The sequence below is a fragment of the Amycolatopsis sp. cmx-4-83 genome (genome assembly GCF_046548815.1).
GTDB classification, from domain to species: Bacteria; Actinomycetota; Actinomycetes; order Mycobacteriales; family Pseudonocardiaceae; genus Amycolatopsis; species Amycolatopsis pretoriensis_A.
This window is the reverse complement of the sequence record NZ_JAEBEF010000009.1, coordinates 86,047-105,688: the sequence shown is the minus strand read 5'-3', so window position 1 is coordinate 105,688 and position 19,642 is coordinate 86,047. Positions and strand designations below refer to the sequence as shown.

At 72.4% G+C, this 19,642-nt stretch carries 18 protein-coding genes; 11 read left to right on the top strand and 7 right to left on the bottom strand.

The genetic code is table 11. From position 1 onward, the window contains the following. Nucleotides 1-56: 56 nt before the first annotated feature. Nucleotides 57-1,595 (top strand): alpha-amylase family glycosyl hydrolase, encoded by a 1,539-nt coding sequence (locus ACLJQM_RS27720; protein ID WP_360776499.1) that lies wholly within the window; start codon nucleotides 57-59, stop codon nucleotides 1,593-1,595. A 640-nt stretch (nucleotides 1,596-2,235) separates the two neighbouring features. Here the strand turns inward: ACLJQM_RS27720 and ACLJQM_RS27715 are convergent. Further along, the gene (locus tag ACLJQM_RS27715; RefSeq protein ID WP_360776501.1) at nucleotides 2,236-3,189 is read right to left on the bottom strand and encodes an NAD-dependent epimerase/dehydratase family protein; all 954 of its coding nucleotides are present in this window, start codon (nucleotides 3,187-3,189) and stop codon (nucleotides 2,236-2,238) included. A 178-nt stretch (nucleotides 3,190-3,367) separates the two neighbouring features. On the opposite strand from ACLJQM_RS27715, the gene ACLJQM_RS27710 reads away from it, so the two are divergent. Beyond that, nucleotides 3,368-3,970: a sugar O-acetyltransferase gene (locus ACLJQM_RS27710; protein WP_360776503.1), complete on the top strand. Its 603-nt coding sequence runs from the start codon at nucleotides 3,368-3,370 to the stop codon at nucleotides 3,968-3,970. A gap of 54 nt (nucleotides 3,971-4,024) precedes the next feature. Here ACLJQM_RS27710 and ACLJQM_RS27705 read toward each other — a convergent pair whose 3' ends face one another. Together ACLJQM_RS27705 and ACLJQM_RS27700 are read right to left on the bottom strand one after the other, a co-directional pair. Beyond that, nucleotides 4,025-5,563 carry an FAD-binding oxidoreductase gene (locus ACLJQM_RS27705; protein ID WP_410633299.1) on the bottom strand — a complete coding sequence of 513 codons (1,539 nt, stop codon included), beginning with the start codon at nucleotides 5,561-5,563 and terminating at the stop codon, nucleotides 4,025-4,027. Between the two features lie 299 nt (nucleotides 5,564-5,862). Further along, nucleotides 5,863-6,795 carry an LLM class F420-dependent oxidoreductase gene (locus tag ACLJQM_RS27700; protein ID WP_247020368.1) on the bottom strand — a complete coding sequence of 311 codons (933 nt, stop codon included), beginning with the start codon at nucleotides 6,793-6,795 and terminating at the stop codon, nucleotides 5,863-5,865. 240 nt (nucleotides 6,796-7,035) lie between these two features. On the opposite strand from ACLJQM_RS27700, the gene aroB reads away from it, so the two are divergent. Genes aroB through ACLJQM_RS27655 form a run of 9 tightly spaced genes read left to right on the top strand, consistent with a single transcriptional unit; the run spans nucleotide 7,036 to nucleotide 15,158 of the window. Next, entirely contained in the window at nucleotides 7,036-8,226 is a 1,191-nt protein-coding gene (gene aroB, locus ACLJQM_RS27695; protein ID WP_410633298.1) for a 3-dehydroquinate synthase, read from the top strand. Then, nucleotides 8,223-8,894: an HAD-IA family hydrolase gene (locus tag ACLJQM_RS27690; RefSeq protein WP_247020364.1), complete on the top strand. Its 672-nt coding sequence runs from the start codon at nucleotides 8,223-8,225 to the stop codon at nucleotides 8,892-8,894. Before aroB ends, ACLJQM_RS27690 begins: the two co-directional genes overlap by 4 nt. Continuing rightward, nucleotides 8,887-9,786 carry an SDR family oxidoreductase gene (locus ACLJQM_RS27685; RefSeq protein WP_360776513.1) on the top strand — a complete coding sequence of 300 codons (900 nt, stop codon included), beginning with the start codon at nucleotides 8,887-8,889 and terminating at the stop codon, nucleotides 9,784-9,786. The genes ACLJQM_RS27690 and ACLJQM_RS27685 overlap by 8 nt, the downstream gene beginning before the upstream one ends. Further along, nucleotides 9,786-10,793 carry a BadF/BadG/BcrA/BcrD ATPase family protein gene (locus ACLJQM_RS27680; protein ID WP_360776515.1) on the top strand — a complete coding sequence of 336 codons (1,008 nt, stop codon included), beginning with the start codon at nucleotides 9,786-9,788 and terminating at the stop codon, nucleotides 10,791-10,793. Before ACLJQM_RS27685 ends, ACLJQM_RS27680 begins: the two co-directional genes overlap by 1 nt. Then, on the top strand, nucleotides 10,759-11,715 hold the full coding sequence (locus ACLJQM_RS27675; RefSeq protein WP_410633297.1) for a sugar phosphate isomerase/epimerase family protein: 957 nt from the start codon (nucleotides 10,759-10,761) through the stop codon (nucleotides 11,713-11,715). Before ACLJQM_RS27680 ends, ACLJQM_RS27675 begins: the two co-directional genes overlap by 35 nt. Continuing rightward, a complete protein-coding gene (locus ACLJQM_RS27670; RefSeq protein WP_410633296.1) occupies nucleotides 11,709-12,983 on the top strand; it encodes a glycosyltransferase in 1,275 nt (424 codons plus the stop codon). The genes ACLJQM_RS27675 and ACLJQM_RS27670 overlap by 7 nt, the downstream gene beginning before the upstream one ends. Beyond that, a complete protein-coding gene (locus ACLJQM_RS27665; RefSeq protein ID WP_410633295.1) occupies nucleotides 12,980-13,705 on the top strand; it encodes an SDR family NAD(P)-dependent oxidoreductase in 726 nt (241 codons plus the stop codon). Before ACLJQM_RS27670 ends, ACLJQM_RS27665 begins: the two co-directional genes overlap by 4 nt. Beyond that, nucleotides 13,702-14,535: a mycothiol conjugate amidase Mca gene (gene mca / locus ACLJQM_RS27660; protein ID WP_247020353.1), complete on the top strand. Its 834-nt coding sequence runs from the start codon at nucleotides 13,702-13,704 to the stop codon at nucleotides 14,533-14,535. Before ACLJQM_RS27665 ends, mca begins: the two co-directional genes overlap by 4 nt. A 2-nt stretch (nucleotides 14,536-14,537) precedes the next feature. After that, a complete protein-coding gene (locus ACLJQM_RS27655) occupies nucleotides 14,538-15,158 on the top strand; it encodes a DsbA family protein (RefSeq protein WP_247020352.1) in 621 nt (206 codons plus the stop codon). 51 nt (nucleotides 15,159-15,209) lie between these two features. Here the strand turns inward: ACLJQM_RS27655 and ACLJQM_RS27650 are convergent, their stop codons facing one another. The 4 genes from ACLJQM_RS27650 to ACLJQM_RS27635 form a co-directional block, all read right to left on the bottom strand. After that, nucleotides 15,210-16,403 carry an amidohydrolase family protein gene (locus ACLJQM_RS27650; RefSeq protein WP_410633294.1) on the bottom strand — a complete coding sequence of 398 codons (1,194 nt, stop codon included), beginning with the start codon at nucleotides 16,401-16,403 and terminating at the stop codon, nucleotides 15,210-15,212. Next, nucleotides 16,400-17,620 (bottom strand): MalY/PatB family protein, encoded by a 1,221-nt coding sequence (locus ACLJQM_RS27645; RefSeq protein ID WP_410633293.1) that lies wholly within the window; start codon nucleotides 17,618-17,620, stop codon nucleotides 16,400-16,402. The genes ACLJQM_RS27650 and ACLJQM_RS27645 overlap by 4 nt, the downstream gene beginning before the upstream one ends. A gap of 173 nt (nucleotides 17,621-17,793) precedes the next feature. Beyond that, a complete protein-coding gene (locus ACLJQM_RS27640) occupies nucleotides 17,794-18,243 on the bottom strand; it encodes an NUDIX domain-containing protein (RefSeq protein WP_247020345.1) in 450 nt (149 codons plus the stop codon). Between the two features lie 26 nt (nucleotides 18,244-18,269). Further along, complete coding sequence (locus tag ACLJQM_RS27635; protein WP_410633292.1) at nucleotides 18,270-19,622, bottom strand: FAD-binding oxidoreductase; 1,353 nt, start codon at nucleotides 19,620-19,622, stop codon at nucleotides 18,270-18,272. Nucleotides 19,623-19,642: the final 20 nt, after the last annotated feature.

Below are 19,642 nucleotides of genomic sequence, written 5' to 3'. Positions count from 1 at the left end.
CCTTCCCGCACGTTCGGATACGCCCGCCGACCGGCGGTTCTTGTAGCTTGGCAAGCATGGCTGACTGGTTGGCGGATGCGGTCCTATACCAGATCTATCCGCAGAGCTTCGCGGACTCGAACGGGGACGGGATCGGCGATCTCGGGGGCGTCGAGTCCAAATTGGACTACCTGGCGTGGCTGGGTGTCAACACGGTCTGGCTGAACCCGTGCTTCGCCTCCCCCATGTTCGACGCGGGGTACGACGTCGCGGACTACTACCGCGTCGACCCGCGGTACGGCAGCAACGACGACCTGCTCAAGCTGGTCGATTCGGCGGGCAGGCACGGGATCCGCGTGCTGCTCGACCTCGTGCCGGGGCACACCTCCAACGAGCACCCGTGGTTCGTGCACTCGGCGAACGACCCGGACGACCACCGGTACATCTGGGCGGCGGAGCGGGGGCCGAACTTCCAGCCGTCGCCCGGCAGCCGCGAGGGTTTCTACCTGCCGAACTACTTCCCCGTGCAGCCCGCGCTGAACTTCGGCTACGGGCGGCCGAACGAAGCCGAGCCGTGGCGCCAGCCGGTGGACGCCGAAGGGCCGCGGGAGAACCGGCAGGCCCTGCGCGACATCATGGACTTCTGGATGGGCTACGGCATCGCCGGGTTCCGCGTCGACATGGCGCCGTTCCTGATCAAGGACGACCCCGGCCTCGTCGAGACGTCGAAGCTGTGGCGCGACGTGCGCGAGTGGATCGACCGCGCGCACCCCGGCACGGTGCTGCTGTCGGAGTGGAACGACCCGAAGGTCGCCGTCCCGGCCGGGTTCGACGCGGACTTCTTCATGCACTACGGGGAAAGCCGCGCGTTCCGTTCGCTGTTCCACAACCGCGCCGTCTACGACATGACGTGGGAAGACCCGCGACCGGCCTACTTCGACGCGGCGGGCCAGGGCTCGATCGACGTGTTCCTCGCCGAATGGGCGACGACGACGGCGTCGATCGGCGACCGCGGCCACGTCATCCTGCCCACGGCGAACCACGACTGGCCGCGCCTGGTGGCGGGTTCGCGTTCGGCCCGGCACGCGCGCAGCGCGCTGGTGTTCCTGCTGACGTGGCCGACGCTGCCGGCGATCTACTACGGCGACGAGATCGGCACGCAGTACCAGCCCGGCCTGCCCGACCACGAGGGCAGCCTGCTGCAGGTCTTCGAAGACGGCTTCAACCGCGCGGGCTCGCGCACGCCGATGCAGTGGGACGCGGCGGATCCGGAGGTCACGTACCTGCCGCCGAACCCGTCCCCGACCCGGCCGGACGTGGCTTCCCAGCAGGCCGACCCGGACTCGAACCTGAACCTCGTCCGCGAGCTGATCGCCCTGCGCAAGGCGAACCCGGCGCTCGGCGCCCGGGGCGAGGTTTCGATCGTGCGGGCCGGCTACCCGTTCGTCTACCGCCGCGGCGAATTCACCGTGGTGGTCAACCCGGCCCTGCGCCCGGCGACGGTGACCGTCCCGGACCCCGGCGAGCTGATCCTCGGCCAGGGCACGAGCTACGACGCGGCCGGTCTGCACGTCTCGGGCTACGGCTACGGCATTTACCGGGCCGCCGCAGACTGACGCGCTTCGACGCAACGAAACGGATCCCGGCCCGGTCACGACGACCCGGCCGGGATCTTTCGTCGGCGGCAGGCAGCACCGCCGCCACCGGGGCGGGGCGCACGACCGGGTACCGGCGGGGGCGAACTCGCGCGCCGCGCCGGGCCCAGGACGAGCCCCACGCGGCGAGCCCGGCCCGCGCGGGGTCCCAACGCGAGGCAGGCGCGGGTCCGCAACACGCGAAAGCCCGCGCGCGTCCGCAACGCGCGAAGGCCCGCGCGGTTCCGCAACGCGCGAAGAGGCCGCCGGACGGCGGCTAGCGCCGCCCGGCGCGCGGAAAGCCTCGCCCCGCGCAAGTCCGCGCCGCGTGAAGAACCCCCAGGCGACGATCCGCACTGCCCGGATCGCGAAAGGACCCCAGCCGACGATCCGCGCTACCCGAAGCACGAAAAGACCCCAGCCGACGATCCGCGCTACCCGAAGCACGAAAAGACCCCAGCCGACGATCCGCGCTACCCGAAGCACAAAAAGACCCCAGGCGGCGATCCGCACTGCCCCGAGCGCCGACTCGCGCGGAGGCCCGGCCCCCGCGCGAGTCCCCGCCACGCGAAAAGGCCCCAGGCGGCGCTTGGCGCTGCCTGGGGCCCGTTCCCAAAACTACCTACCGCTCGTGCGTCTTCAGCCAAGCGACGTAGTCCTGCACCGTCCGCGCCGAGTCGTACTCGGGCTCGAAGCCCGTGTCCTCGCGCAGGCGGGTGATGTCCAGGTAGTTCGGCGAGGGGCGCTCCGGGCTGCGGCCCGGGGGGAGGGTGATGTTCGCGCCCGGGACCGCCTTGTTGATCTCGTCGACGACCTCGGCGTAAGGCACCAGGCGGCCGCTCGAGACGTTGTACGTGTTGTGGTTCAGGTGCTTCGCCGTCATCAACAGGGCGATCGCGCGGCCGCAGTCCTTGACGTAGCAGAGGTCCGTTGCGTCCTCGGCGTAGGCGTCCGGGCGGGGCGGGGTCAGGTCCGCGTCCTCGCCCAGTACCGCCGAGCTGAGCAGGCGGGGCAGGGCGAAGAACGGCGAGTCCGGCAGGCTCAGCGGGCCCCAGATCGTGCCGATGCGCAGGTTGACCAGCTCGAAGCCGCCGGCGGCCGCGGCTGCGATCGAGAACAGCTCTGCCGTCTTCTTGAACTGGAGGATCTGGGGCAGGGGCAGCACCGGGAGGGCCGCGTCCTCGCGCCACGGGGCGGAGTCGTCGACACCGACGTACACGCCGATCGAGCTGGCGACCGAGAAGCGGCGGACGCCCCAGACCGACGCCGCCTTGAGGGCGTTCAGGAGGCCGAGGGTCTCGACGCGGAGGTACTCGACCGGGTCGGGGGTGGCGAAGTAGCTCGCCGCGAGGTGGACGATGCCGGTGATCTCGTGGCGCTTGCCCAGGTCGAGGAACGCCTGCTCGTCCGTGGTGTCCAGCGGCTCGACGACGACCCGGCCCTCGGCCTCGTTCGCGAGGTATTCCGGCAGTTCGGTCGACCGGTGCGCGGTGAGCACGACGGACTCGCCCTGGTCGAGCAAACCCCGTGCGGTGTGCGACCCGATGGAACCCAGGCCGCCGGTAACGAGTATCATTTTCATCCTTTCGCGCTTCGCCGACGAATGATCGCGCTCGTCTTTGCCGACAGTCATCCTGCCCTACCTCAGCGCATTTTTCGCCGGGGTGGAAGGGGATCGGCACGCTGGGAGATGTCCTGGTCCGGGGCGCGCGGGCACCGTGAAACGGTGAACCAGGACCTCAGGGAGCGTCGCCATGCAGCTTGATGACCACGCGATGAAGGAATTGATGCTGGCCGGCGAGTACCACCTCGCGAACGGGGAACTCCTGAGCGAGGAGGTCCGGCGCGCGCAGGTACTGCTGGAGGAGTACAACCGCAGTTCCGTGCTGGAAGGCGAACGGCGCCGCGAGATCTGCGAAGAGCTCTTCGGCGAATTCGGCGAGGGTGCCTACCTGCGCCCGCCGTTCTACTGCAACTACGGGTACCAGACCAAGATCGGGGCCCGCAGCTTCGCGAACTTCGGCGTCATCTTCCTCGACGTCGGGCAGATCACCATCGGCGAGGACGTCCTGCTCGGGTCGTACTCGCAGCTGCTGGCCGCCGGGCACACGATCGAGCCCGAGTCGCGCCGCGCGAAGTGGGGCTACGGCAAGCCCATCACCATCGGGGACAACGTCTGGCTCGGCGCGGGCAGCATCGTCGGCCCGGGCGTCACGATCGGGGAGAACGCCGTGATCGGCGCGAATTCCGTGGTGATGAAGGACATCCCGGCGAACGTCGTCGCCGTGGGTGCGCCGGCCCGCGTCGTCCGGACCATCGAGCCGGGCGAAGACCGGCCCATCGACATCGCGAGCTGACCGTACGAAAAGGCCCCGGATCGCTGAGCGGTCCGGGGCTTTTCCGTACGCGGGTCAGGACGGGAGTTCGACCGACTGGCGGTGCCGGAACACGTTGCGCGGGTCGTACTTCTTCTTCACAGCCTGCAGGCGCGGGTACGCGCCCTTGTAGTACAACGCGTGCCACGGCGAAGCCGACTTGTTGAACGCGGGGTCGCTCAGGTCGGCGTCGCAGTGGTTGACGTACGAGCCGTCCGAGACGTCGTTGGGCACCGGGACGCCGCCGGTGGCCGCGTAGACCTCGGAGTAGACCTCGCGCGCCCAGGCGATGTTGGCGGCGTCGCCGGCGGCGCCGCTCCACACCGACGACCACTGCACCTGGTAGGCGGCGTCGCGGTGCTGGATGGCCGTGTTCGCCTGCGGCACCGCGGAAACCTGGCCGCCGTAGGGCTGGAAGATGATGTTGATGTTGGGGTTGCTGATGTCGGACCGGGTGAGGTGCTTGTACATCGCCGCGGTCTGCGCCGGGGTGAACAGGCCCTTCATGAAGGCGGCCTTGTACTTCGCGCGCGACGTCGGGTCGTTCGCGACCGAGTTGGTGGTCCCGGTCAGCTCGACGAACTGCAGCCACGGCAGCGTCTGCGGGGCGACGAAATCGGGCGGCGCCACGCCGTCGGCGAGGTAGGCGATGTAGCCGTCCATGATGGCCTGCGCGTTCGGCACCGACACGTCCAGCTGCGCCAGCGCGGTGACCGACCCGCTCGACTTGTGGTTCACCGACAGGGCAGCGGTGAGGTCACGGGCCGGGCTGTTCGGCGACTTGTTGTCGATGTGCCACTGCGAGTAGTTCCGCACCAGGCGGGAGAACTGCGCCTCCGTCAGGTTGTTCAGGTTCCAGCCGGCGACGGTGAAGTTCGTCCGCGCGGGCGGCTTCGGCAGCAGCTTGCGCGGGTCGGTGCCGGTCGCGCCCGGCGAGCGGAAGAAGTACCGCGTCACGATGCCGAAGTTGCCGCCGCCACCGCCGGTGTGCGCCCACCAGAGCTCGCGGTGGGGGTCGCCGGGCTCGCGGGTGGCCACGACCGTCTGGGCCCGGCCCGCGGCGTTCACGGTGACGACCTCGACGGCGTACAGGTGGTCCACGACCAGGCCGTTGCGGCGCACCAGCCAGCCCCAGCCGCCGCCGGCGACGTGCCCGCCGACGCCGACGGAATAGCAGACGCCGCCGGGGATGACGACGCCCCAGGTCTTGTACAGCTTCTCGTAGACGTCCAGCAGGATCGCCCCGGACTCGACCGCGATCGCGTTGCGCTGCTGGTCGTAGTAGATGCGGTTCATGCTGCTCAGGTCGAGGATGACCTGGGTTTCGTCGCTGTAGACGAAGTCTTCGTAGCAGTGGCCGCCGCTGCGGACGCTGATCCGCTTGCCCGCGCTGACGGCCGCGGTCACCAGCGGGGCGACCTGCGACGGCGAGTCGATGACGGCGACCCGCTCCGGGTGCGCCACGAACCGGGCGTTGAGGGCGCGCACCAGGTCCGGGTACTGCTGGTCCGCGGGGTTGACGATCGAGGCGGGGCAATCGGCACCCGCCGCGGTGGATTCGGCGGCTCCCGCCACGCCGGTGAGGAGCCCGTTGTCGAGGAGCGCCGTCCCGCCGACTCCGAGAACTGCGCCAGTGAGGAATTTTCTCCGACCAGTGACCTGCCGCTCATTGAGCATTTCTGCCGTTCCTCTGCGATCGCGACTGAGTGCCGAGTCAAGAATTGAGAGGAAAAAATTAACCGATCAGGTGATTGACCAGCATCTTGCGTCGTGCCTTTAACAAAAAAGATTCACTTTGACACTCCCCGTGACCGCACAAAGGAAGGGGACTTCCCCCTGCTGAGGAAAGCCCCCTTCGACACCGCGGCGGACCCCTAGACCTGCGGGACGACCTCCGCCGCGATCAGGTCCAGGTGGTCCAGGTCGGCCAGGTCGAGGACCTGGAGGTACACGCGGGAGAGCCCGGTGCGCTCGCGCCACCGGCCGAGCTTGTCGACGACCTCCGCGGGCGAGCCGGCGAGCGCTTTCTCCCGCAGGTCTTCCACCGTGCGGCCGATCTTCTCCGCACGTGCGGCGAGCGCGGCTTCGTCCGCGCCGACGCAGATGGTCTGGGCCACCGAGAACGTGATCTCCGCCGGGTCGCGGCCGATCTCCGCGCACGCCGCGCGGACGCGGTCGAACTGCGCGGCCGTGTTCTCCTCGTCCCACAGGGAGTTGTTGAACTCGTTCGCGTAGCGCGCCACCAGCCGGGGCAGGCGCCGGGGCCCCTTGCCGCCCATGATGATCGGCGGGTGGGGCTGCTGCACCGGCTTCGGCAGGGCCGGCGAGTCGACGATGCGGTAGTGCTTGCCCTCGAAGGAATACGTGTCGCCGACCGGGGTGCCCCAGAGTCCGGTGAGGATCTCGAGCTGCTCCCCCAGCCGGTCCACGCGCTCGCCCTTGGTCGGGAACGGCGCGCCGATCGCCTCGTGCTCGCCGGCGAACCAGCCCGAGCCGATGCCGAATTCGACGCGCCCGCCCGACATTTCGTCGACCTGGGCGATCGTGACGGCCAGCGCGCCGGGGTACCGGAACGTCACCGGGCTCAGCAGCACCCCCAGCCGGATGCGGCTGGTCTCCCGCGCCAGCGCGCCGAGCGTGACCCACGCGTCCGACGGGCCCGGGTGCGCCGCCGCGGTTCCGGTGCGCATGTAGTGGTCGGACCGGAAGAACGCGGGGAACCCCGTCGCTTCGGCGTGCCGGGCCACGCGCAGCAGATCGCCGTGGGCGGCACCTTCCTGCGGTTCGGTGAAGATCCTCAGCTCCATGGCGAAAAGCCTATCCCGGCAAGGCGGACGCGCTAAGCGAGGCGGCACGCTCGGAGATGAGCACGACAAGGACCGGTGCGAGAGTTCGATAAGCGACGGCGCAGCCCGCGGTGCTCGCCACCCGGCCATTCCCGGTGACTACAAACTACCAGCCGGAGCACGGGGTTCCACGATTTGGACACCGAGCGGGTCCGCAAGGTGCGGTTGCGCGATCAAGAGGACTTCAAGGGGAGTCAAACCATGCTCGAGCACGTGCGTTGTCCGCATCTGGTACCGATTCCCGCCGCGGACGATACCGAGCCGTTCACCGCCTCCGCCAGCCGGGACGACACCTATTCGGTGTTCGTCTGCAAGGCCGAACCCTGCGCGGAGAAATTCCTCCTCAACCAGATCGACGGGCGCCGGGTCGCGCTCATCACCGACGACACGGTTTCCGCGCTGCACGCCGAGCGCCTCGCGAACTCGTTGCGGGACAAGGGAATCGACGTCTCGATGACGTCGTTCGCACCCGGGGAGGCCAACAAGTCGATCGACACCGCGGTCCGCATGCTCGACTGGCTGGCCGGCACGTCCATCGCCCGGCGCGACATCATCCTGTCGGTCGGCGGCGGCGTGGTCATCGACACCATCGGCTGGGTCGCCAGCGCCTACATGCGCGGCATCCCGTACATCAACGTCCCCACCACGCTGCTGGGCCAGGTGGACGCGGCGCTCGGCGGCAAGGTCGCCGTCGACCACCCGAGCGCGAAGAACCTCATCGGCGCGTTCTACCAGCCGAAGGCGGTCGTCTCGAACGTCGCCTACCTGTCCACTTTGGACCGCCGGCAGATCGCGGCCGGGCTGGCCGAGGCCATCAAGAAGGGCATGATCGGCTCGCCGCCGCTGTTCGACCTCATCGAGGACAACGCCGATCTGGCGCTGAACCGCGACCTGCCGGCGCTGGAGCAGATCGTGCGCGCGGCGAGCGTCGTGAAGTCCGAGCTGATCCAGCTGGACCCGTACGAAGTGGATTTGCGGCGCCCGCTGAACTTCGGGCACACCGTCGGCCACGCGGTCGAGACGGTGACCGGCTACGGCCCGGTGCTGCACGGCGAGGCCGTCGCCTACGGCATGACGATCGCCGCCGAAATCGCGGTGCGGCGCGGGATGCTCGCCGAGAAGGACCGCGCGCGGCTGGTCGGCCTGCTGAACCGCTGCGGGCTGCCGACGTCCACTTTGGACCTCCCGAGCTCGGTCCAGGCGGGTGCCGTCACGGCGGCGCTCGGCCAGATCCGGAAGATCCGCGACTCGAAGATCCGGTTCGTGCTGCCCATCGAGTACGGCTGCACGGTCATCGCCGACGACGTCACCGACGACGAGGTCGCCATGGCGATGGCCGCGACCCGCGCCACCGCGCTGGCCGAAGCCCGCGAGGGGGCGAGGGCGGCATGAGCACCCCGGCCGATGCGCTGTCGTGCGCGGCGGTGCTGTTCGACCTCGACGGCGTGCTGGTGGAGTCCGGCAGCACCGTGGAGCGGTCGTGGCGCGCCTGGGCGGTGGACCACGGGCTGGACCCGGACGCCGTGGTCGCCGCCTGCCACGGACGCCCGTCGGCCGAGACGATCGCGGCCGTCGCGCCGCACCTCGACGCCGCCGGTGAAGCCGCCGCACTGGAACTGCTCCAGGCGGCGGACACCAGCGAGCTCGTGGCGTGCCCCGGAGCGGCGGAGATCCTCGCCGCGCTGCCCGGCACCCGGCACGCCGTGGTGACGTCCGGGACGCGGCCGCTCGCGACCGCCCGGCTGACCAGCGTGCTGCTGCCGGTCCCGGCCGTCCTGATCGCCGCGGGCGAGGTCCCGCGCGGCAAGCCGGCCCCCGACGGCTACCTCGCCGCCGCCGCGCGGCTCGGCTTCGCGCCGGAGTCGTGCGTCGTCGTCGAGGACGCCCGGCCCGGCGTGCTCGCCGCGCGGGCCGCCGGCTGCCGCGTCATCGGCATCGACGGGCCCCTGCTCGGTGATCCGTCCGATGTGGACATCCTGGTGCCGGACCTCGCCGCGCTGGCGGCCACGGTGGGCACCGGCTCGATCGCGCTGACGAGGAGGAGCGAAACCCATGTCTGACCACACGGTTCTGGTCGTCGGCCGCGGGCTGATCGGTGCTTCGGTGGCCGACCGGCTGCGCGCGGACGGCCACGACGTGGCGACCGTGTCGACCACGCCGCTCGCCCACGCCGGGCACCTGTCCGTCGATCTCGACGACCCGGCGGGCCGCGAACGCCTGCGCACCCACGTCGACACGCTGCGCCCGGCGCGGGTCATCCTGACCCACGGCCCCAGCGACGTCACCTGGATCGAAGCGAACGAGCAGCGCGCGGAGGCCGTCCACCACGGCGTGGCCAAGCTGCTCGCCGGGTCCGGGGTGCCGACGGTGCTGGTCTCCACCGACAACGTCTTCGACGGTTCGCGCGGCGGCCACCGCCCGGCCGACCCGATCAGCCCGCACAACGTCTACGGGCGGGTCAAGGCGCTGGCGGAGCAGGAACTGCTGACCGGCCCGAACCTCGCGCTGCGCGTCAGCCTCGTCTACGGCTGGACCGGCCCGGCGCACCGCGCCACCTACGGCCAGCGCTGCCTGCAGGCCGCCGCCGCGGGCGAGGAGCTGGAGGCGCCGACCGACCAGTCGTTCACGCCGGTGCACATCGACGACGTCTCGGCGGTGCTGGCCGCGCTCTGCCGCGTGCCGGAGCTCCCGACCGGCATCGCGCACCTGGCCGGGCCGGCCGAGCTGAGCCGGTTCGACTTCGCGACGGTGGCCTACCGCCTGAGCGGGACCGACCCGGCGCTGGTGCGGCCGGTCCTGCGCCGCGACACCCTGTGGGCTTCGCGCCCGCGGCACTCCTCGCTGGCCTGCGACGACTTCGGGCACCTGCCCGGGCTGGCCGGCTGGACGCCGATGACGCCGGCGGACGGGCTGCGGCAGATGCTGCGGACCGGCCCCGTGGTCGCGGTCTGATGGTCGGCCGGTTCGCGATCGACGCCGGCGGCAGCCGGACCCGGGCTCTGGTGGTGCCCGGGGACGGCGGCCCGCGGCGGACGTTCGAGCTGCCGTCGATCAACCCGCACGCCACCGGCGACGCCGCCGGCCGCACCCTGCGCGAGGCGTTCGCCGAGATCGGCGCCGTGCTCGGGACCGGGCCGTCGGTCGGCTGGCTGGCCAGCGCCGCGGCCGGGCCCGGCGGGATCGGCCCGGAGCTCGAGCGGGCCCGCGCCGCCGCCGACGCTGTGGGCCTGGACGCCGGGCTGGTCGTCTCCAACGACGTGCTGCCGCTGCTGTGGGGCGTTCCGGCGCTCTCCGGCGTCGGTGTGGTCGCCGTGTGCGGCACCGGCTCCGGCTTCTTCGGGACCGACGGGAAGCGCGTGGCCAACGCGGGCGGCTGCGAGTACCTCGGCAGCGACGAGGGCGGCGCCGTCGACATCGGCCTGCGCGGGCTGCGGGCCGCCGTCCGCGCCACCGACGGCCGCGGCCCGGAGACGCAGCTCGTCGACGCGCTGAGCGAGTACGCGGGGACGACCGTCGCCGGCCTCGCGCGCCGGCTGGCCGCGCAGCCGTTCCCCAAGCAGGGCCTGGCCGCGCTCGCACCGGTGATCTGCAGGACCTGGCTGGCCGGCGACGACGTCGCGCTCGGCGTGATCGACCAGGCCGTCGGCGATCTGGCCGAAGGCGTGTACGCGGTCCGCGACGCGCTCGGCCTGCCGGACGGGTTCGCCGTCGCCGCGGCGGGCGGGGTGTTCACCGGGTGCCCCGAGCTGTACGAGCAGTTCGCCCACCACCTGACCGGACCGGTCGGCGCCGGCAGCGCCGACCTCGTGACCGACACGGCCTCGGTCGTGCTGACCGCGCTCGACCGGTTCGCCGGCTCCGGCGAACCGGCGCTGCCCGGCGGGCTCGACGCCTACGCCGCGGCGCTGCCCCCGAGGAGGCGACATGAAGCTGGGACTGTGCTTGGCGGCGTTCGGTGACCTCGACCTGGCCACCGCGTTGCGGCACGCGGAGAAGTTCGGCCCGCTGTGGCTGGACGTGCCGACCGACACGACGTTCGGGCTGATCGACGCGGTCCGGTGCGCGGACGACGCGACCTACCGCGACGAGGTGGCGGAGGTGCTGCGCGGGCAGCAGATCGGCTGCGTCAGCAACAGCCGCGACGCGCAGCTGCTGCTCGGCCCGCACGACCGGCACACCGACCCGGTGCACCGCGGCGACGCGGCGGCCAAGCGCGCCCACGCGCTCACCTGCGCCCTCGGCGCGATCCGCCTGGCCGAGCGGCTCGGCGCGCCGGACGTCCGGCTGCTGCCCGGCTGCCCCGACTTCGGGCGCTGGCTGTCGTGGTGGCACAGCGACGTGAGCTGGGCCGACAACATCGCCGCGTTCCGCACGGCCGCCGAGCCGCTGGTGCGGGCCGCGCGCGAGGCCGGCGTCCGGCTGCTGGTGGAGCCGCACCCGAAGCAGGTCGTCTACGACCGCGCGAGCGCGGACCTGCTGTTCTCGATGACCGAAGACTGGGCCGACGTGCTCGGGCTGTGCGTCGACCCGGCGAACCTCGCCGCGACCGGCCACGACCCGGTCGACGCGGTGCGCGGCTGGGAAACGCGGATGGGCTCGGTGCACGCGAAGGACCTGCAGCGCTGGTCCGGGCGCGGCCTGCCGTCCGGCCCCGGCTGGGGCCGCTACGGACCGCAGCCGCCGATCCGGTTCCGCGCGCTCGGCCTCGGCGAGCTGCCCTGGGCGGAAATCGTGGCGACGCTGCAGGACGAAGGTTTCGACGGCGTGCTGTACCTCGAGCACGAGGACACGCTGCTCCCCCGCGAACGCAGCATCGAGCGCGGCCTCGGCGTGCTCCGGTCGATGGTGCCGGACGCGGTGGCCGAAGGGCGGACGTGGTGAAGCCCGCGTGGGTGCGTGAGCCGGGCCCGGGGCCGCGGCTGGTGCACGTCAACGCGACCGCGACCGGCGGCGGTGTCGCCGAGCTGCTGCACGGCCTGGTACCGGCGCAGCTCGCCGCCGGCGTCGACGCGGGGTGGGCGGTGATCGCCGGGGACGACGGGTTCTTCGCGTTCACCAAGTCCCTGCACCACTTGCTGCACGACCGCGGTGCGCCGCGGATCCCGGCGGCCGGCCTGGACCACTACCGGGCGGTGCTGGCCCCGCAGGCGGAGTGGCTGGCCGCGCGGGTGGGACCGGGCGACACCGTGGTGCTGCACGACCCGCAGGTGCTGGGCCTGGCCCCGGCGCTGGCGGCGGTGGGCGCGCGGGTGGTGTGGCACTGCCACATCGGGACCGACGCCGCGGGTGCGGCGGGGCCCAAGGTGGTGTGGCGGGCTTTCGCGGGTGAACTGTCCTCTGTGGACGTCGTGGTGACGGCGCTGGCGGAGTACGCCCCGCCGGGACGTCCGGTGGCGGTGTGCGCGCCGGCGTTCGACCCGAAGGCGGCGAAGAACCGGCCGATGTGCGCGGCGGAGACGGGTGCGCTGCTGGCGGAGGCCGGGCTGACGGCGGAAGCCGCCGGGGCGCTCGCCGTCGTCGAGCAGGATGCGCCCATGCCCGTAGGGGCTCGGATGGTGCTGCAGGTCTCCCGGTGGGATCCGCTCAAGGACATGCCCGGCGTTCTCCGCCTCCTGCCCGGCCTGCCCGGGGACGTCCACCTCGTGCTGGCGGGCAACGACCCCGAAGAGATCCCGGACGACCCCGAAGGCCTCGCCGTGCTCGCCGAAGTGCGGCGGCTCAGGGCCGGTCTGCCCGCGTCGCTGCGGCGCCGGGTGCACCTCCTGCGCACCTCACAGCAGCACCCCGAACGAGCCGCCCTGCTGATCAACGCCTTGCAACGGCGGGCCGACGTCGTTGTGCAGAAGAGCCTCGCGGAAGGCTTCGGGCTCACCGTCACCGAAGCGATGGCCAAGGGACGGCCGGTCGTCGCGGGGCGCGTCGGCGGGCTGTGTGCCCAGATCGAGCACGGCCGGACCGGGCTGCTGGTCGATCCGGCGGACACCGCGGCCGTCACGGCTGCCGTGTGCGGGCTGCTTTCCTGCCTGCGGGACCGCGAGCGCATCGGCGCGGCCGCGGCGGCCGCGGCGGCAGCCACCTACCCGATGGACCGCCTGGTCGCGGACTACCGCGCGGTGGCGGCCCGCATCCCGGAAGGGGCGTCTCGATGAGAACCGGAGTGGTCACCGCCGCGGGCGGGCGGATCGGGTCGGCCGTGGCCGAGCGGCTGCTCGACGCCGGCGTGGTCGACGAAGTCGTGGCGGTCGACGTGGTCGAGCCGGTGGTTCCCGCCGGTGCCAAGGGTTTCGTCTGCGACCTGCGTGAAGCGTCCGAAGTGGACAGACTGGCGGCCGCGCTGCCCGACGAGCTCACCGTGCTCGTCAACGTGCTCGGCGGCGAACGGCGCCCGCACCTCGAACCCGTCGACGACCCGGCGTGGCCGCCGGAAGCGGTGTTCGACGACATCTTCGCGCTCAACCTCACCACGGCCTACCGCGTGACGCGCGCCCTGCGCGAGCGGTTCGGCCGCGGCTCGGCGATCTGCAACGTCAGCTCGATCGCGGCGAACATGCCGTGGGTCGTCTCCCCCGCGTACGGCGCCGCGAAGGCCGCGCTCGAGCACTGGAGCACCTCGCTCGCCGTCGCGCTGGCGCCGGCCGGGGTGCGGGTGAACACCGTCCGGCCCGGGTTCGTCTGGAGCAAGCAGTGGCAGGACGTCAGCCGCGCCGAGTTCGACGAGGTCGTCGCCGACCGCGTCCCGCTCGGCCGGGAACAGACCGCCGACGACGTCGCCGACGTCGTGGCGTTCCTCTGCTCGCCCGCCGCGAAGCACATCACGGGGCAGGGCCTGGACGTCGACGGCGGGGCGACCCTGGTGCGGAGGGCACGATGAGGCTGATGGCGGTGCACGCGCACCCGGACGACGAATCGAGCAAGGCCGCGGCGACGCTCGCGCGGTACGTCGACGAGGGCCACGAAGTCCTGGTCGTCACCTGCACCGGCGGCGAAGAGGGCAGCATCCTCAACCCGGCCATGGACACGCCGGAAGTGCGCGCCGACCTGACCGCGGTCCGCCGCGGCGAGATCGCCCGCGCGATCGAGGTGCTCGGCGTCGAGCAGAGGTGGCTCGGCTTCGCCGACTCCGGCTGGCCGGACGGCACCCCGGTCCCGCCGGGCCGGTTCGCCAGCCTGCCGCTGGAAACGTGCGCCGAACGGCTGCTCGTCGAGATGCGGGAGTTCCGGCCGCACGTCGTGATCACCTACGACGAGAACGGCGGCTACCCGCACCCGGACCACATCCGGGCGCACGAGGTCGCGGTCGCGGCGTTCGAGGCGGCCGGCGACGACCCGGACTGGCAGCCGCTGAAGCTCTACTACGTCCACGAGTGGTGCGGCAAGAAGATGGCGATGTTCCACGAGGCGCTGCTCGAGGCGGGCCTGGAGTCGCCGTACCACGAGTGGCTGAAGGAGTGGGACACCAAGCCGGACGTCTACGCCCGGATCACGACCAGGGTGCCGTGCGCGGACCACTTCCCGCGGCGGGACGCGGCGCTGCTCGCGCACGCCACCCAGATCGACCCGGACAGCCACTGGTTCGCCGTCCCGCTGGAGCTCCAGCGGCAGCTGTGGCCGACCGAAGATTTCGAGCTCGCCCGTTCCCGGGTGGGCGGCTCTGGGCCGGAGGACGACCTGTTCGCCGGCATCGAAGTGCGGAAGGGGTAAGGATGAACACCGTGGAACAGTGGTTCGACCCGATGGACCCGTGGTCCTGGGTCGTGTCGCGGTGGCTGCTGGAGGTCGAGCAGGTCCGGGAGATCGACCTGCGGTTCCGGGTGATGAGCGTTTCGGTGGTCAACGCCGACCGCGAGATCCCGGAGCAGTACCTCGACGACCCGCAGGCGTACCTCAAGCGGATGCAGGCGGCCTGGGGCCCGGTCCGCGTGGCGACGGCGGCCGCCGACCAGCTCGGCCCGAAGGTCCTGCGCGACCTCTACACCGCGCTGGGCAAGCGGATCCACGAAGAGGGCAACAAGGACTTCCCGGCGGTGATCTCGGCGGCGCTGGACGAGCTGGGCCTGCCGGCGGAGCTGAACGAGGTCGCCACGACGGATGCCGCCGACGACCAGGTCCGCGCGAGCACGCGCGAGGCGATGGACGCGGTCGGCATCGAGATCGGCACGCCGATCATCCGGATCGACGGGGCGGCGTTCTTCGGCCCGGTGGTCTCGAAGATCGCGCGCGGCGAAGACGCGGGACGGCTGTTCGACGCGCTGGCGACGCTGGCGGGCTTCGAGCACGTTTCGGAGATCAAGCGGGCCCGGATTTCGGAGCCCGACTTCTCCTGAACGGCGTGCTGAAGGGGACTTTCCCGGCATCGGCTGCGGGGAAAGTCCCCTTCAGCGCACCACGCGGCCGCGGGCGACCACCAAGCGCACGTCGGCCAGCACGGACGTCGAGGTGCGCGGATCGCCGCCGACCACGAGCAGGTCCGCGTCCAGTCCGGGGCGCACGCGGCCGGTCACCGACGACAACCCCAGGATGTCCGCCGCGCCCGACGTCGCCAGCTCCAGGACGCGTTCCGGGCTGAACCCCAGCCACTCGTACATCCCCAGCAGCCCGGCGTATTCGCCGAACACCGCGTTCCGCACCCCGCCGTCGGACCCGGGCAGGATCGGCACGCCCAGCGCGTCGAGCCACGCGATCCGGTCGAACAGCGGCCGGGCCGCCGCCTCGCCGAGTTTTTCCCGCTGCACCAGCCAGTCTCGCGGGCCGGCCGTGCAGCACGCCGCGATGCCGGCGGAAGCCATCCGGCGCGCGATGTCCTCGCGGCGGTGCCACTGCGCGTCACCGGCCAGCCAGTAGCAGTGCTCGATCGTGTCCGCGCCCGCGTCGACCGCGAACTCGATGGACTCCGTGCCGTGCGCGTGCGCCGCCACGGGCAGGCCGAGCGCGTGCGCCTCCGCGACGACCGCCTTCATCTCGGCCGGGGTGAACTGGGACTCCCACATCGCGGCGCCGCCGGGCGTGAGGCTGCCGCCGCTGGCCATCACCTTGATGACGTCCGCGCCCGCTTCGGCGTTGGCGCGGACCAGGTCTCGCATCGCCGCTTCGCCGGTCACCTCGCCGCCGAAGAACCAGCAGTGCCCGCCCGGCGGGGTCAGCGGGGCCAGCGCGGCCAGGATGCGGGGGCCCGGCCGGGTGCCGGCGTCGATCTCCCGCCGGAGCCCGGTGATCCGCGGCGGCCGGTCGCCGAGGTCGCGGACCGTCGTCACGCCGGAGGCGACGAGCCGCGCGGCCCGCGCCGCCATCCCGGCCTCGACTTCGCCGGGGCCCGCGGCGAGCAGCGCCGCCACCGGGTCGCTACCCCCGTCCATCGCCAGGTGCACGTGCCCGTCGATCAGGCCGGGCACCAGCGTCGCGCCCGGGAACGCCAGGCGCCGCGCGCAGTCCGGCGCCGGTACGGACCCGCGCGGGCCCGCCGCGGCGATCTTCCCGTCCACCACCAGGACGGCGGCGTCCGGGACGCATTCGCCGAGCGGGCCGCGCAGGAGCCTGCTCACCTCGATCAGCAGCGGCTCCGGAGCACTCATGCCACGGACGATAGCAACGGAACGCTGGCCGCCACCCGGCCTTTCAGGTCGCAGAGCAACGGCCAAGAAGTCGCGAAGTTCAGCCGCGCGAACCCCTGCCCGCCGCGGCCGAACGACTCGCCCGGGCTCAGCTCGATGCCGGCGGTCTCGCGCACCACCGACGTCGGGTCCGACCAGCCGAACGCCCGGAAGTCCAGCCACGCCAGGTAAGTCGCCTCCGGCAGGTGGTAGCGCACCATCGGCAGCTCGGTCCGCATCGTCTCGGCGACCATGTACCGGCTGCGGTCGAGGTAGGAGACCGTCGCGTCGAGCCACTCGTCGCCCCGGGTCCACGCGGCCACCGTCGCGGCCGCGCCGAAGATGTTGACCGAGCCGAGCAGGCCCGCCTGGACGTCGACCACCGCGCGCATCCACTTGGGCCCGAGGTGCGCCACCGCGCAGCGCAGCCCGGCCAGGTTGAAGGCCTTGCTGGCGCCGTACACGGTCACCGTGCGCGCGCCCATTTCCGTGCTCAGCGAAGCGAACGGGATGTGCCGGTGCGGCGCGAACGTCAGGTCGGCGTGCAGCTCGTCGGAGAGGACCAGCATGTCGTTCCGCTCGACGGCGGCGGCGAGCGCGGTCAGTTCCGCGCGGGTGAACACGCGCCCGGTCGGGTTGTGCGGGCTCACCAGCAGGAGCAGCTTGGCCCCGGCCAGCACCGCGTCCAGCTGCCCGGCGTCGAACCGCCAGCCGGCTTCGGTGTCCTCCATCGGGATCGGCACGACCCGGCGGCCCAGGCTGGTGATCATCTTCGTGAGCGGGCCGAACGCCGGGGTGTGGATGGCGATCCCGTCGCCCGGGCGCGTCGACGCTTCCAGCACCACGCGCACGGCCTGCGCGACGTTCGTGAACTCGCGCACGTCACCCGGGTTCACGAACCAGCCGTAGCGGTCGGCCATCCGGTCGACGAAGGCTTCGCGCACGGTCCGCGCGCCCGTCGGCCAGTCCGGGTAGCCGAAGTCGCCCGCCGAAATCAGGTCGTGGAGGGACTCCCGGATCGGCTCCGCGACCGGGAAGTCCATGTCCGCCACCCACGCCGGCACCACGTCCGGGCGCACGACCTGCCACTTGGCCCCTGGCCGCGACCGCAGTTCAGGCTCCGACAGCGCCGAGAACGCCTGATGCAGCCGCGATCGCGCCGCCGGCACCAGCGTCGCGCTCGCCTGCTCGATCGTCATGACCGCACCTCGTTTTCGTCTCCACCCAGTGGTTGTTGCCTGCTTATGTGACGGCCGGCGGGTGCAGAACTCATCGGTGCCAGGCGAAAAATCCCCTGCCGATCGCGATTTTCCTGGTCAGGGCATGGGAAGAGCCCGGCCGCGGCCGGGCTCTTCTTCTGGTGAGCGGACTTTCAGCCGTTCCCGGCCGGCTTCCCGCGCTCCAGGGAGAGCGTTTTCGTCGTGCCGTGCGCGACGGTGAACCGCGCCGCCAGCTCCGGCGGCAGGTACTCGGCGAGCCGGTCCACCGGGACCCACTCCGAGCGGTCCAGGCCGTTGCGGCCGAGCGTGAGCCGGATGTCGTCGTCGGCGAGTTCGCCGCCGTCGAAGACGTAGAGGAACTCGTCGCCGTCGTCGCCGGGCACCCAGTCGACGACGACCAGGCCCCGCGGCTCCCGGTCCAGGCCGAGGTCCTCGCCCAGCTGGCGCCGCGCGGCCGCGGCCGGCGATTCGCCGTGCCCCACCAGCGCGCCCGGGATGTCCCAGCCGTTCTCGTAGATCGAGCGGTGGAGCAGCAGCACCGTGTCGCCGCGGGTGAACAGCGTCCCCGCGCAGACGTGCGGCGCGGGCGTGGGCTCGGTCATGGTTCCTCTCCTTCCTGGCCGTCCCGCTACGCGAGCGGCACGGACTGGGCGAACCGGAACAGTCCGTCCGGGTCGTAGTGCGCCTTGACCGCCCGCAGCCGGGCGAGGTTGGCGCCGTAGTAGGCCGAGGGGGCGTCCTCGAGGTCGGGGTCCGGGAAGCCCGGGTAGGCGCCGCCGGTGCCCCACGGGCGCGTCAGGTCCCACGAGCGGTTCAGCCACTTGCGCGTGTCGGCCGGCTCGAGGTCGGCGTCGATGTCGGCGGCGTGCTTGAGCAGGTACTGCGCGTCCCGGTGCGGGAAGGCCGTCGCGGCGGGGTCGACGTCGTTGTACGCGCCGCCCGAAGGCAGCAGCTCCAGGGAGCGGCCCTCCCCCGCCTTGCGCCCGTCGTCGAACTCGGCCAGCAGCGCTTCGACGACGTCGGCGGGCAGCGGCGTGCCGATGAACTCCGCCCGGCTGTAGAGGTGCGCGCCCGGGTGGTCGTCGCCCGGCCCGTTCTCCGCGAGGTAGGCCTTGGTTTCGCGGTAGGGCAGCGTGACGCGGGTGTCGGTGAACGGTGCGGGCAGTGAGCGCACGAACTCCGTCACCGATTCCGCACCGCCGGTCAGCGTGCCGAACAGGTGCGTGACGGGCTCGTCGGCCGGGTTCGCCGACGCCGTCACCATCAGGCTCGGGGCCACTTCGCGCGGCGCGCCGGCGAGCCACTCCTGCCAGGCGAGCACCAGCGCCGGGGCGTGCTCGCGGCCCCACGTGAGGTGGAAGCTGGTGGCCTCCGGCGCGGGCACGGGGTCGAAGACCAGCCGCGTCACGACGCCGAAGTTGCCGGTGCCCGCCCCGCGCAGCGCCCAGAACAGGTCCGGCTCCCGCTGCTCGGAACAGGCCACGACCCGGCCGTCCGCGAGGACCACGGTGGCCGCGCGCAGGCGGTCGGCCGCGAACCCGTGCCGGCGGCCGAGGATGCCCATGCCGCCGGCGAGCGCGTGCCCGGCGAGGCCGACCGTCGGGCCGCAGCCGGCCGGGATCGTCCGGCCGTGCGGCGCCAAGGCGTCGTAGGCGTCGGCGAGCCGGGCGCCCGCACCGACGACGAGCCGGCCGCCTTCGACCGACGCCGTCGCCATCGGGCGGGTGTCCAGCAGGATCCCCGCGGTGGACGAATGCCCGGCGAAGTCGTGGCCGCCGCCGCGGATGGCCAGCGGCAGCCCGGTTTCGCGGGCCGCGGCCAGTACCACCGCCACGTCGGCGTCGGTGGTGCAGCGGACCACCACGGCCGGGCGGACGCTGTCGTACCGGGCCATTTCGGAGCGGCGGGCCTCGTCGTAACCGGCCGAAGCCGGGGTGAGGAGCTCACCCGCCAGCCGCCGCTCCAGCGCGTTCCAGCGCACCAGGGTCGTCCTTCCTCGCG